Genomic DNA, 13,241 nt, shown 5'->3' with positions numbered 1-13,241 from the left:
GTTGTTGCTTACTTGAGTGCCTTGTAACGCATGCGCTTGGGCTTCGCGCCTTCTTCGCCCAGGCGTTTTTTCTTGTCGGCTTCGTATTCCTGATAGTTTCCGTCAAAGAAAACCCACTGGCTGTCGCCTTCGGCGGCCAGGATGTGCGTGGCGATCCGGTCCAGGAACCAGCGGTCATGGCTGATCACCAGCACGGTGCCGGCATATTCCAGCAGCGCGTCTTCCAGGGCCCGCAGGGTTTCCACGTCCAGGTCGTTGGAGGGTTCGTCCAGCAGCAAGACGTTGCCGCCCGCGATCAGCGTCTTGGCCAGGTGCAGGCGCCCGCGCTCGCCACCCGACAGGCTGCCGACCTTCTTTTGCTGGTCCGAGCCATTGAAGTTGAACCGGCCGGCATAGGCGCGGCTGGCCATCTGGAATTTGCCGACATTGAGAATGTCCAGGCCGCCGGAGATGTCTTCCCACACGGTCTTGTCGTTTTCCAGCACGTCGCGGTGCTGGTCCACGAACGCCATCTTGACGGTGGAGCCCACCACCACATGGCCGCTGTCCGGCTGCTCGCGGCCGGCCAGCAGCTTGAACAGCGTGGACTTGCCGGCACCGTTCGGGCCGATGATGCCGACGATGGCGCCCGGGGGAACCGTGAAGCTCAGGTTGTCGATCAGCACGCGGTCGCCGAAGGACTTGCTCACGTTGTGGAACTCGAACACCTGCTGGCCCAGGCGCTCGGCCACGGGGATGAAGATTTCCTGCGTTTCGTTGCGGCGCTGGTATTCGAAATCGCTCAGTTCTTCGAAGCGGGCCAGGCGAGACTTGCTCTTGGCCTGGCGGGCCTTCGGGTTCTGGCGCGACCACTCCAGCTCCTTCTTCAGGGCCTTGGCATGGGCTTCTTCGCTCTTTTGCTCCTGCGCCAGGCGGTCGCCCTTTTGCTCCAGCCAGGTGCTGTAGTTGCCCTTCCATGGAATGCCGCGGCCGCGGTCCAGCTCCAGAATCCATTCGGCGGCGTTGTCGAGGAAGTAGCGATCATGGGTGATGGCCACGACGGTGCCGGAAAAGCGCTTGAGGAACACTTCCAGCCACTCGACCGATTCAGCGTCCAAGTGGTTGGTGGGTTCGTCGAGCAGCAGCATGTCGGGCTTGGACAGCAGCAGGCGGCACAGGGCCACGCGGCGCTTTTCGCCACCGGACAGCAGGCCGATCTTGGCGTCCCAGGCCGGCAGGCGCAAGGCGTCGGCGGCGATTTCCAGCTGGTGCTCGGAGTCGGTGCCGGCAGTGGCGATGATCGCCTCCAGCTCGGCCTGCTCGGCGGCCAGCGCGTCGAAGTCGGCGTCTTCGGCGCCGTAGGCCACATAGACCTCTTCCAGCCGCGCCTTGGCCGCGAAGACCGCGCCCATCGACTCTTCCACGCTCTCGCGCACGGTGTGCTCGGCATTCAGCTTGGGTTCCTGCTCCAGATAGCCGATGGTCAGGCCGGGCATCGGAATGGCTTCGCCTTCGATTTCCTTGTCCACGCCCGCCATGATCTTGAGCAGCGTGGATTTGCCCGAACCGTTCAGGCCGAGCACGCCGATCTTGGCGCCAGGGAAGAACGACAGGGAAATGTCTTTCAAGATCTGCCGCTTCGGCGGCACGGTCTTGCTGACGCGGTTCATCGAATACACGTATTGGGCCATTGGCTTTCTTTCCTTAGATGGGGGCTGCGCTGCCGGAGGTGCACGAGCGGCCAGGGAGGCCAGCCGGAAAAGCGCGTTCAGCGCGATTATCGGATGCTTTGGCACCGGCGCTTTCGGCAACCCCGCAACGCGGTGCCCAAGCGACAGTTTGCGCAACGGCACGCTGCGCGACCGCTGCCTTCGTAAAGGCTGGACTGCTGGCGGGCATCTCGTGCCACAATAGCGCCCAGCCACCGGCTCCAGTGATCGGTGGCCTCAGCAACCTGCTGGGGACGATGAGGCCGCCATGCGGCGTTCTGGCTCCCATTCGTGAATCCCATCTGCCTTGACTGGCCGCAGCCCCGACATGGGTCCTGCGACAGGCCGATGCCCCCAGCGCCCGGACAGGGCGTTTCCTTGAATGAACTTTGACGAACTGAATCTGGCCCCAGCCATTCTGAAGGCCGTGCACGAACAGGGTTACGAAACCCCGACCCCCATCCAGGCACAGGCCATCCCCGCCGTGCTCGAGGGACACGACCTGCTCGCCGGCGCACAGACCGGCACCGGCAAGACCGCCGCCTTCACCCTGCCCATGCTGCACCGCCTGTCGCAGGGCACGGCACCCAAGAGCAAGTTCGGCGGCAAGGGCGTTCGCGCCCTGGTGCTCACGCCCACCCGCGAACTCGCCGCCCAGGTCGAGGAATCCGTGCGCGAGTACGGCAAATACGTCGACATTTCGTCCACCGTCGTCTTCGGCGGCGTGGGCATGAACCCGCAGATCGACCGCATCAAGCGCGGCGTGGACGTGCTGGTCGCCACCCCTGGCCGCCTGCTGGACCTGCAGCAGCAGGGCTTCCTGGACCTGTCCACGGTCGAGATCCTGGTGCTGGACGAAGCCGACCGCATGCTGGACATGGGTTTCATCCACGACGTGAAGAAGATCATCGCGCTGGTGCCCAAGGACAAGCAGAGCCTGCTGTTCTCGGCCACGTTCAGCGACGAGATCCGCGAGCTGGCCAACACGCTGCTCAAGAACCCGCAGAGCATCCAGGTCACGCCGCGCAACACCACGGTGCAGCGCATCACGCAGGTGATCCATCCCGTGGGCCGCGGCAAGAAAAAGCAGGTGCTGCTGCACATCATCCAGGAGCACGACTGGAGCCAGGTGCTGGTGTTCACCCGCACCAAGTTCGGCGCCAACAACGTGGCCGAGTTCCTGACCAAGAACGGCGTCAACGCCATGGCGCTGCATGGCAACAAGAGCCAGAGCGCCCGCACGCAGGCCCTGGCCGGCTTCAAGAGCGGTGACATCCGCGCGCTGGTGGCCACCGACATCGCGGCCCGCGGCATCGACATCGACGAGCTGCCGCACGTCGTCAACTACGAAATCCCGAACGTGTCGGAAGACTATGTCCACCGCATCGGCCGCACCGGCCGCGCGGGCGCCAGCGGCCAGGCCGTGAGCCTGGTCTGCATGGACGAAGAAGGCTTCATGATGGACATCGAACGCTTCACCAAGCAGGAGATTCCGGTTCAGATCCTGGAGGGCTTCGGTCCCGAGCCAGGCGAGAAGGCCGAGCCCATCGCCATGGGCCGCCAGACGATCTGGGGCGGCGCGGGCAAGCCCCCGAGCCGCGATGTGATGCAGGCTGCCGCCAAGGCCGCCCGCAGTGAAATGATGGACCGCATCCGCACCAACAAGGCCTCCCAAGGTGGTGGCGGTGGTGGTGGTGGCGACCGCGGCGGCAAGCCCGCGGGCGGTGGCGCACGTGCAGGTGGCGGCCCACGGGCTGCTGCCGGTGAAGGCGGCGGCCCACGCGGCCGTGGCGGCAACGGCCCGCGCGCAGGCGGTCCTGGCGGCAATCCCCGGGGTCCCGGCCCGCAGGCGGCCGGCCGCGGCGGCCGCGGTCCCGGCGGCGGGAATGCCGGTGGCGGTGGCTACGGCGGCGGCAACGGTGGTGGCAACGGCGGCGGTGGCAACCGCTCCGACGACGGCCAGCCACGCCGCGAAAACGCCCACCTGGGCACCCAGACGGGCGGCCATCTCGGCGCGCCCCGCCATGCCGGCGCAGGCGGCGGCCAGCCCGACCCGATGCGCACCAGCGTGGACAGCATGGCCGGCTCCGGCCGTCGCGGCGGTGGCGGTGGCTACCGCAGCGGTGGCGGTGGTGGTGGTGGCGGCTATGGCGGTGGTGGCGGCGGCGGTAGCCGCGGCAATTCCGGCGGCGGCTCGCGTGGCGGCCCCCGGAGTGGCGGTGGCGGCTACGGCCGCTGAGCACTGATCCCTTCCGTGCCCGGCAGCAGCAGTTCAGCGGCCCGTTTTTGAGGAACGCATGCGCCCTGCCGATCCCGCGCAGCCCATGGACACCTTGCTGGTGTCCACCTGCAACACACTGAACCTCGCCCTTCCCGGGCGGGTGTTTTATCCCAACCAGGATGCCTACACCCAGGCCGAGTTCGAGCGCAAGGCCGATTGGCTCGGCGGGCGCTTTCGGGCGCTCAACGCCGATGTGCTGGCGGTGCAAGAGGTGTGGGACGAACAGGCCTTTCAGACGGCCATTGGCCGCAGCGGCCTGCGCTACGACTTCGTGAGCGTGCCCGGCGCCGAAAACGCCGGGGCTTTGCAAGGTGCCCAGGGCACGCCGCGCGTCGGGCTCGCCACGCGGCTGCGCGTCGAATCGGTGCGCTCGATCGGCGAGTTTCCGCCCGCGCTGGCGGTCGATGTGCCCGGCCTGGGCACGCACCACCAATTCGAACGCCCGCCCTTGCTGGCCACGCTGCGCATGAAGCACGGCCAGACCGTGAACGTGGTCACCGCGCACCTCAAATCCAAACGCCCCAAATTCCTGCTCGACGCCCTCGGGCAGCCGCTGGAAGACCGCGACGACCGCAAGGTGGCGGCCCTCGCGTCGCTGCGCTCGCTCATCATGCGCGGCGTGGAAGCGGCGGCGCTGCGCTGCCTCGTCGTGGACCTGCTGCAGCGCACCGACGTGCCGCTGGTGCTGCTGGGCGACTTCAACGACACGCCCGACAGCGTGACAACTCAGCTCATCTGCGCGACCACCGAGGTCGCCTACGACCGCAGTGCGCGCGATGTGGCGCTGTACAACGCCTACGACGTGCAAGGCGATGCCGCTCTCAAAAAGGACGTGGCCTACTCGCACATCCACCAGGGCATGCCGGCGGTGCTGGACCAGATTCTGGTCAGCGAGGAGTTCGTGCCCAACGCCCGATCCGGCATGCGCCTTGGCGACGTGCGGCGGGTGGACTACTTCAACGACCACCTGCACGAAGGGCGCGACCGCACGCGCTCCGACCACGGCTTCGTCCGCGCATTGCTGCGCCTGCCGGCGCCCGCTGTGCCTTGACGGCGCCCTGACGGCGCCCGCCTCCTCCGTCGCGCACCAGCCGGGCCGCACGACCGGGGCCATCCATGAAAACACGGCAGAGCCGCGTGTTTGACCGACAGGCCCCGTGTGCAACGCCGGGTAACATCGGCGCAGCCCGTCATAGCAGGCCCCTCGGCCGGACCACAGACCATGAAACAGCCCCCCTCCCACCTCCGTGCCCTTTCGTCGCCTCCATCGGCCGGCCCTGCCGGCGCGGGGCCCTTGAAGCCGCGCACCGTGTGGATTGGCAGCACGGTTCTCGCCTCGGCCCTGCTGGCGGCATGCAGCAGCACCCCGTTGCCGCCCTGGCCGTCTTCCGCGCCGCCCAAAGCCACCGTGCCGGCAGCCCCCCGCCCCCAGGCCGCGCGCGTGGTGCCACCGCCGCTGGGCACGCAGCGCGCCGAGGTGATCACCTCCCCGGTCCTCTCCACGCCCATCATTCCCAGCGCAGAGCCTGCTGCCGGCGCCGCACCCGCCGCGGCCGCGCCCCCGGCCGACCTGCCCTACAGCGCCGCGGTGGCCGCCCGCTTCCCCGCGCCGGCGGTGCATTACGACACCCCCGGCCTGGCCGACGGGCGCCGTGCCTTCACCACCAACGCAGAAGCCGCCCAGTGGCTGCGGCAACTCGCCTCCACCCCGCAAGGTGCAACCAAAGCCACGGTACTCGACCTGGGCATGTCGCAGCGCGGCACGCCCCTGCAGGCCCTGGTGCTCACGCACGCCCCCAACACCGACATCGCCAGCCTGGACGCCAGCGGCAAGCCCACGGTCCTGCTCATCGGCCAGCAGCATGGCGACGAACCCGCGGGCAGCGAAGCCCTGCTGGTGATGGCACGCGAGCTGTCGCAGGGCCTGCTGGAGCCGCTGCTGGACCGCATCAACGTGGTCGTGGTGCCGCGGGCCAACCCGGACGGCGCCGAGGCGGGTACCCGCGCCACCGCCAACGGCACGGACATGAACCGCGACCACCTGCTGCTGAACACGCCTGAGGCGCAGGCCCTGGCGCGCCTCACGCGGGACTACCGCCCCATCGCCGTGCTCGACGCGCATGAATACACCGTGGCCGGCCGCTTTCTGGAGAAGTTCGGCGCCATCCAGAAGTACGACGCGCTGCTGCAATACGCCACCACGGCCAACGTGCCGGAGTTTTTGACCAAGGCAGCGCGCGAGTGGTACTACCCGCCCATGGCGGCCGCGCTGCAAAGCCAGGGCCTGACCAGCGAGTCCTACTACACGACCTCCACCGATCCGCAGGACCGCCGCGTCTCCATGGGCGGCACGCAGCCCGACACCGGCCGCAACGTGAACGGCCTCAAGAATGCCGTCAGCATGCTCGTGGAAACGCGGGGCGTGGGCATCGGGCGGCTGGACATCCAGCGCCGGGTGCACGCCCAGGTGACCGCCCTGTCGAGCGCGCTGCGCAGCACGGCCGAGCGCGCCGGCAACCTTGAGCAGGTGCGTTCGTTCGTGGTGCGCGACACCGCCGCGCAGGCTTGCCGCGGGCAGGTCGCCATCGAGGCGGCGCCGACCGCCACCCAGCGCGACCTCGTCATGCTCGACCCCGAAACGGGTGCGGACCGCACCGTGCGCGTGGACTGGAACTCGTCGCTCGAACTGCGCACCGTGGCCTCGCGCCCCCGTCCTTGCGGCTACTGGCTGTCCCCCACGGCGGGACAGGCAGCGGAGCGGCTCAAGCTGCTCGGGCTGCAGGTCATGCGTGTGGCCGAGCCGGGCTCGCTGCTGAGCGACAGCTACCAGGAAACCAGTCGCGAAGAAGGTGTGCGCCAGGACGTGCGCGGCACCATCGCCGGCCAGCAGGACATCACGCGCGTGCGCGTGACCACCGTGCGCACCGCCATCGACGTGCCCGAAGGCAGCTACTACGTGCCGCTGAACCAGCCCATGGCCAACCTGGCCGTCGCGGCGCTGGAGCCCGACACGCAGAACAGCTACTTCGCCAACCACCTGATCCCGGCGCTGGGCGACACGGCCCGGGTCATGGCCACGCCGTCGCTGGTGTTCGAAGAAGCCGATTGAGGGCGGCTGGGGCGCCCGCCCCAGCGCTGGCCGTTCTACCCTGGGCCTGATGGCCGGCCTGGAGGCAAGGGCCTCATGGGCAAAGCCTGTGAAATGCTATAAAAACAATAGCAAATCGCCTTAGAAGAATATGCGCTGGAGGCCTTTTTCATTCAAACCGATGCGGGCCGCTCGTCCAGCGCGCCGGGCGCCGTCACCTCGGCCTGGCGCTCGCCGGCACGGCCGAGGACGTGCGAGGTCATCGCGGCGGCCAGCGCTTCCTCGCCGAGGAAGACCTTGGCCACGCCCTCTTCCTGCTCCAGCAGCTTCGCCTCGGCCTCGTTGTGGCTGCGGACCACGGTTTCGATCTCCGGATTGAGCGTGCGCGCCGTCGCGATGATCTGGCGCACGTCGATGGTGTTGGGCGTCGCGATCACCAGCATGTGCGCGCGGGCGATGTGCGCCTGGATCAGCACGGCCGGCTCCACCGCATCGCCGTACACCGCCGCCATGCCACTGTTGCGCAGCGTCTCCACCAGATCGCGGTTCTGCTCGGCCACGACGAAGGGAATGTCGCTCTCCGACAGCGCCGCCGCGATGCGCCGGCCCACGCGGCCATAACCGACCAGCACCACCTGGCGCGCGAGATACCGGCGGTGCGTGGTCAGCGGCAGCTCCGCCAGCGGGTCGTCGCGCTGCTCCAGCCGCCGCGCCAGGGCCGATCGGGCGCGCAGCCAGTCCTGCAGCGGCGCGATGGCGTGGAACAGCAGCGGGTTGACGGCAATCGATATGAGCGCACCGGCCAGCACCAGGCTGGCCCCTTCCGGCGGCAACAGCCCCAGCGATGCGCCCAGGCCCACCAGGATGAAGGAAAACTCGCCGATCTGCGCCAGGCTGGCCGACACCGTGAGCGCCGTGTTGAGCGGATACCGGAAAGCCAGTACCAGAGCCGCCGCCGCAAGCGTCTTGCCCAGGATGATGATGGCCACCACAGCCAGCACCTGGAAGGGCCGCTCCACCAGCACCCAGGGGTTGAACAGCATGCCCACGGAGACGAAGAACAGCACCGCGAACGCATCGCGCAGCGGCAGCGACTCCTGGGCGGCGCGGTGGCTGAACTCCGACTCGCGCATCACCATGCCGGCAAAGAACGCGCCGAGCGCAAACGACACGCCGAAGAGCGCTGCCGAGCCGAACGCGATGCCCACCGCCGCCGCCACCACGCACAGCGTGAACAGCTCGCGCGAACCGGTGCGCGCCACCTGCCACAGAATCCATGGAAACACCCGGCGCCCCACCACCAGCATTAACGCGACGAAGCCGCCCACCTGCGCGATGGTCCAGCCCAGCGTCTTCCACAACTCGTTCGTGCTGCCGGCCCCGGCGGTGCCGTTCAGCCACTGCGCCAGCGGCGGCAGCAGCACCAGGACCAGCACCATGGCCAGGTCCTCCACCACCAGCCACCCGACGGCGATGCGGCCGGTGTACGAATCCAGGATGCCCAGCGTCTCCAGCGCCCGCAAAAGCACCACGGTGCTGGCCACCGACAGGGCCAGGCCGAACACCAGCGCCCCGCCCAGGCCCCAGCCCCACCACAGCGCCAGGCCCATGCCCAGCAGCGTGGCCACCGCCATCTGCACCAGCGCCCCGGGCACGGCGATCTTGCGCACCGCCAGCAGGTCTCCGAGCGAAAAATGCAGCCCCACGCCGAACATCAGCAGCATCACCCCGATCTCCGCCAGCTGGCTGGCCATCTCGCCATCGGCCACGAAACCCGGGGTGAAGGGGCCGATCACCACGCCCGCGAGCAAATAGCCCACCAGGGCCGGCAGGCGCATGCGCGTCGCGATGAAGCCCAGCACGAGCGCCAGGCCCAGCGCCGCGGCGATGGTGTTGATGAGTGAGAGGCTGTGCGGCATGGAGTGGAGGGAGAAGCAGGTGCACCCGATGGACACCTGCCATTGCGTTATACCCGCAAGGCCCCCGTTGCCGCAAAAATCGTGGGTGCCCAAAACGACTGGAAGCCTTGCGCGGGCAGGTATCATTCACGCCTTGCACGGACCCGCTCGCCATCGCCTCGATGGGCCACACAGCGTCTGACCGTGCTGCGGGAGCCTGAAGGCTCCGCGTCTTTTCTTTTTCTGTCTGCCCGTAGCTCAACCGGATAGAGCAATTGCCTTCTAAGCAATAGGTCGGGGGTTCGAGTCCCTCCGGGCAGGCCATAAGGGATGCTTTCCATAGGGCGCTGGAGGGCCATGGAATAAGCCCGTTTTTTTCACTGGAGGCCAGTGCGGCACCGGATAAGCATGCATCCGGTGCGAGCAGCCCGCGCGCTCGATTCGTAGAGCGCGCAGGGAATTTTTATCTAGAAATCCGACGCTCAGCCTTGGGCCTGGGTTTCGAATCGGCAACTGTCGCCGTACTGGAACTCACGGGTGGCAGAGCCAAAGGCCTCCTGTCCGTCCGCGTCCATGGCGCCGTCGCCCTGTTGCCATTGGCGGCCAAAGCCCCCGAACTCGCCCATCTGCACAGAAGGGGCGCTTTCGCCGAAACGCAGCGGCGAGAAAACAGCTGGGTTTGAAAACATGGTGAACCCTCCAAAAACAGACCGGTCGTCTGAGGCTGCCATTGGGCGCCCGCGCGGTGGGCCCGGGCGTGGGAAGGTCCGGCAGGCAGGCGTAGGCGCTGTCCGACACCAACGCCCCGCCCTCCCGCCATCCTGATCGGCATCATCGGCTCTACGGGGGTGGCGCAGCGGTTTCATTCAGCGCGGCGCGGCGGGCCTCCAGGCGTTCGACCAGTTGGGCGGCCAGAAACTGCAGCATCTCCACCTGCCGGGCTTCCAGCTCGCGCGGAACCCGGTCGATCACGCACAAGGTTCCAAGCGCCTGCCCCGTCGAGGTGATGAGAGGCGCACCCGCGTAGAACTTGATGTTGGGCTCGCCCGTCACCAGCGGATTGTTGGCAAAGCGTTCGTCCCGCGAGGTGTCGCTCACGATCATCACGCTTTCCGGCACCTGGATGGCGTGCGAGCAAAAGGAATACTCGCGCGGCGTCTGTTTCGCGGCCAGTCCGACTTTGGCCTTGAACCACTGGCGCTCGGTATCCACCAGCGAGACGAGCGCGATGGGCGTCTGGCACAGGCCCGCTGCCAGCCGCGCGAACTCGTCGAAGGCGGCCTCTTCATCGGTGTCCAGGATGCGCATGGATTCGAGTTCGGCCTGGCGCAGCAATTCCGACTGCGCGGCATCGGCCGCGGCCGATGGCGGCAGCGCCGCGCGCACCTTGCGGCGGCGGGGCCGCACGGCGTCTGCGCCGCGGTGGATGCTGTCGTGCAGCACCTGCGCGAGTTCGTCCAGCGAGTAGGGCTTGGGCAGCAGCGTGAAGCCGTGGTCGGGACTTTGCGCCAGCACGTAGCTGTAGCCGCTGGACAGCACGATGGGCAGGGCCGCACCGTAGCGCTGGCGGATTTCGCGGCCCAGTTCGATGCCGCTCATGCCCGCCATGACGACGTCCGAGAACACGGCCACGAAGCGGCCAGGGCCCGCCTTCAAGGCTTCGAGCGCCTTCTCGCCGCTGGAGGTCACTACGGTGGTGTAGCCCAGTTCGTGCAGCGTCTGCTCGACCGAGGCGGACACCTCGGCGTTGTCCTCCACCACCAGCACACAGCCACCATTGCCCAGGGCCAGCCGGTCGTCGCCCTCGGAGGTTTGCTGGTCGTAGCCCGGGCGCGCGGCGCGGGGCAGGTACAGGGTGAAACGGCTGCCCTGCCCCAGCGTGCTTTCCACGCGGATGTCGCCGCCGGACTGCTTGGCGAAGCCGAACACCTGCGACAGGCCCAGGCCCGTTCCGTGCCCCACGCCCTTGGTGGTGAAGAAGGGTTCGAAAATCTGCGTGAGGTGCTCCGGCGAAATGCCCGTGCCGCTGTCGATGATCGACACCGCCACGAACTGGCCCGGCACCGCGGGCTGTGACTGCAGCGCGGGGATCTCGGAGACAGCCCGCACCTCAATGGTGAGCTTTCCGCTGCCCTGCATGGCGTCGCGGGCATTGACGGCGAGGTTCACCAGGGCGGTGTCGAACTGGCTCGGGTCGGCGTGCACGAAGCAGGCCGTCTCCGCCAGGTTCAGCTCGATCTCGATGCGCGCGCCCGCCAGGCTGGCGATCATGTCGCTGACCGCGCGGGTGTTGTGCCCGGCATCGAACACCGTCGGCTGCAGCGCCTGGCGGCGCGCAAAAGCCAACAGCTGGCCCGTGAGCTTGGTGGCCCGCGTCACCGCGTTGGAGATCGACTCCATGAAGCGGTGGCGGCGCTCGTCGGTCAGCTGCACGCGCCGCAACAGGTCGATCGACGTGCGGATGACCGCCAGAACGTTGTTGAAATCGTGTGCGACGCCGCCCGTGAGCTGGCCGATGGCTTCGAGCTTTTGCGACTGGCGCAGCGCCTCTTCGGCTGTGCGCTCGCGCGTCACATCGCGCGCCACGGCATGGACCAGGCCCTCCTCGGGGACCGCGGTCCAGCTCAGCAGGCGGTAGCTGCCGTCTTCCTTGCGCCAGCGGTTTTCGAACACCCGCGTGGGTGCGCCGGCCGCGAGTCCGGCAAGCTCGTCAGCCATGCCCTCGGCATCTTCGGGGTGGATGAATTCGGCCACGGCGTGGCCGGCCATTTGCGTCCTTTCCCAACCCAGGAGGCGCGTGGCGGCGGGATTGACCGCGGCGATCAACCCCTGGAAGTCGCACACCAGCATGAGTTCGCGCGAGAGCGCCCACAAGCGGTTGCGGTCGCGCACGCTTTCGGCCTGCACCAGCTTCTGTTCATGAATGTCGGTGCTGGTGCCGATCCACCGGCTGATGGCCCCGCCGCCCGTGCGCAAAGGCAGCGCCCGCACCAGGTGCCAGCGCATCGCGCCGTCCGAGCGCTGGATGCGGAACTCGGTTTCGTACTGCTCGCCAGAGGCAACGCTCGCCTGCCACAGCTGGGACACCGCAGGCAGATCTTCGGGGTGCACGAGGCGGGTCCAGCCATCGCCATCCAGGTCGCCGGGCTCGGCTTGGCTGTATTCGTACACCCGGTTGTTGAACCAATCGAGTTGGCCATCGCTTCGGGCGGTCCACACGTGGCTCGGCAGCGACTGGGCAAAGGTGCGGAACTCCGCTGCGCTGTCGGCCACCGCCTGCAGCGCCGCCTTGCGGTCGGTGATGTCCTGCACCACGCCCACCATGCGAACGATCACCCCGTCCGGGCCGCGCACGAATTCGGCCTTGCGGGCGATCCAGCGCAGGGCGCCATCGGTGGCGCGGCGGATGCGGTACTCCACATCCAGCGGGGCCGATTCGCTGTTGCGGGTTTCCCGAGCGGAGCGCACCTCGGCGTCCTCCGGGATCACCAGCGCCTCCAGCGCCTTGGCCGGAATGGTCTCGGCTTCGGGAACGCCGAAGATGCGATAGAACTGGCGCGTGCCGTACAGCAGGTCGGTCGCCAGTTCGAGGGAGAACGTGCCCACGCCGCCCGCCTCCTGGGCACGGTGCAGGCGTTCTTCGGATTGGCGCAGGGCCTCGGCCGCGCGGTGCTGCTCGGTGCGATCGCGCAGCACCTTCACGAAGCCGATGGGCGTGCCGTCGCCATCGCGGATCGGCGTCATCTCGCCATTGGCCCAGAAACGCTCGCCGGATTTGCGCACGTGCCAACGCTCGTCGGTGCCCACGCCCCGGGTCAGCGCGGACTGCATCTCGGTCTCCATGCGGTGTGCGGCACGGTCTTCGGGCGTGAAGATCCGCGCGGCATCGTGGCCCAGCATTTCGGGCTCGGTCCATCCCAGCACGCGGCGGGCGCCTTCGTTCCACCGCGTGACCTTGCCTTGCAGATCGAACGCGATGATGGCGTAGTCGATGGCACTGTCCAGGATCTGGCGGTTGCGGATGTCGGTATCCGGCGGGGATGCCGATGCGCCGCCGCCGTCGCTCCACTGCGCGAGGGCGGCCTGCACGGCCTGCGGCCACTGGTCGATGGGCCCCAGGGGGGTCAGGGACCAATCGAATTCGGCGATCGCTCGCGCGTCGGGGCGGCGACGCAAGGGGTCGGCAGGGCCGGCGGTGGCTGGGCCGGGGACGATGTGCATCGGGAGAAAACCTTTGAATCGCTCGCTCGTTGGGTGTCAATGGGCAGTCAGGCCCGCCGGCGCCG

At 68.2% G+C, this 13,241-nt stretch carries 7 protein-coding genes and 1 tRNA gene; 4 read left to right on the top strand and 4 right to left on the bottom strand.

Going from position 1 to position 13,241, the window contains the following annotated elements:
* Positions 1 to 8: 8 nt before the first annotated feature.
* The gene (gene ettA, locus M5C98_RS08065) at positions 9 to 1,670 is read right to left on the bottom strand and encodes an energy-dependent translational throttle protein EttA (RefSeq protein ID WP_272552080.1); all 1,662 of its coding nucleotides are present in this window, start codon (positions 1,668 to 1,670) and stop codon (positions 9 to 11) included.
* Positions 1,671 to 2,070: 400 nt separating this feature from the next.
* Here ettA and M5C98_RS08060 point away from each other — a divergent pair, with 400 nt between their 5' ends.
* The 3 genes from M5C98_RS08060 to M5C98_RS08050 all read left to right on the top strand — a co-directional run bounded on the left by M5C98_RS08060 (position 2,071) and on the right by M5C98_RS08050 (position 7,078).
* A complete protein-coding gene (locus M5C98_RS08060) occupies positions 2,071 to 3,927 on the top strand; it encodes a DEAD/DEAH box helicase (RefSeq protein ID WP_272552079.1) in 1,857 nt (618 codons plus the stop codon).
* A 58-nt stretch (positions 3,928 to 3,985) separates the two neighbouring features.
* Entirely contained in the window at positions 3,986 to 5,020 is a 1,035-nt protein-coding gene (locus tag M5C98_RS08055; RefSeq protein WP_272552078.1) for an endonuclease/exonuclease/phosphatase family protein, read from the top strand.
* A 171-nt stretch (positions 5,021 to 5,191) separates the two neighbouring features.
* Positions 5,192 to 7,078, top strand: coding sequence for a M14 family metallopeptidase (locus M5C98_RS08050; protein WP_272552077.1), 1,887 nt, complete (start codon positions 5,192 to 5,194; stop codon positions 7,076 to 7,078).
* A 152-nt stretch (positions 7,079 to 7,230) separates the two neighbouring features.
* Here M5C98_RS08050 and ybaL read toward each other — a convergent pair whose 3' ends face one another.
* Positions 7,231 to 8,976: a YbaL family putative K(+) efflux transporter gene (gene ybaL / locus M5C98_RS08045; protein ID WP_272552076.1), complete on the bottom strand. Its 1,746-nt coding sequence runs from the start codon at positions 8,974 to 8,976 to the stop codon at positions 7,231 to 7,233.
* A 226-nt stretch (positions 8,977 to 9,202) separates the two neighbouring features.
* Between ybaL and M5C98_RS08040 the strand changes: the two genes are divergently transcribed.
* Positions 9,203 to 9,279: transfer RNA gene (locus M5C98_RS08040), tRNA-Arg, on the top strand.
* Between the two features lie 158 nt (positions 9,280 to 9,437).
* Here the strand turns inward: M5C98_RS08040 and M5C98_RS08035 are convergent.
* Together M5C98_RS08035 and M5C98_RS08030 are read right to left on the bottom strand one after the other, a co-directional pair.
* Complete coding sequence (locus M5C98_RS08035; protein ID WP_272552075.1) at positions 9,438 to 9,644, bottom strand: hypothetical protein; 207 nt, start codon at positions 9,642 to 9,644, stop codon at positions 9,438 to 9,440.
* Between the two features lie 151 nt (positions 9,645 to 9,795).
* Complete coding sequence (locus M5C98_RS08030; protein ID WP_272552074.1) at positions 9,796 to 13,176, bottom strand: PAS domain S-box protein; 3,381 nt, start codon at positions 13,174 to 13,176, stop codon at positions 9,796 to 9,798.
* Positions 13,177 to 13,241: the final 65 nt, after the last annotated feature.

The organism is Acidovorax sp. NCPPB 3576 (genome assembly GCF_028473605.1).
Classification (GTDB): domain Bacteria; phylum Pseudomonadota; class Gammaproteobacteria; order Burkholderiales; family Burkholderiaceae_C; genus Paracidovorax.
The sequence above is the reverse complement of the archived record's forward strand: the minus strand, read 5'-3'. Positions and strand labels throughout refer to the sequence as shown.

Bases quoted from the DNA above. Each gene is read 5' to 3' on its own strand.
- M5C98_RS08055 (WP_272552078.1), top strand. From the start codon at position 3,986: ATGCGCCCTGCCGATCCCGCGCAGCCCATGGACACCTTGCTGGTGTCC.
- ettA (WP_272552080.1), bottom strand. From the start codon at position 1,670: ATGGCCCAATACGTGTATTCGATGAACCGCGTCAGCAAGACCGTGCCG.
- M5C98_RS08030 (WP_272552074.1), bottom strand. From the start codon at position 13,176: ATGCACATCGTCCCCGGCCCAGCCACCGCCGGCCCTGCCGACCCCTTG.
- M5C98_RS08035 (WP_272552075.1), bottom strand. From the start codon at position 9,644: ATGTTTTCAAACCCAGCTGTTTTCTCGCCGCTGCGTTTCGGCGAAAGC.
- M5C98_RS08050 (WP_272552077.1), top strand. From the start codon at position 5,192: ATGAAACAGCCCCCCTCCCACCTCCGTGCCCTTTCGTCGCCTCCATCG.
- M5C98_RS08060 (WP_272552079.1), top strand. From the start codon at position 2,071: ATGAACTTTGACGAACTGAATCTGGCCCCAGCCATTCTGAAGGCCGTG.
- ybaL (WP_272552076.1), bottom strand. From the start codon at position 8,976: ATGCCGCACAGCCTCTCACTCATCAACACCATCGCCGCGGCGCTGGGC.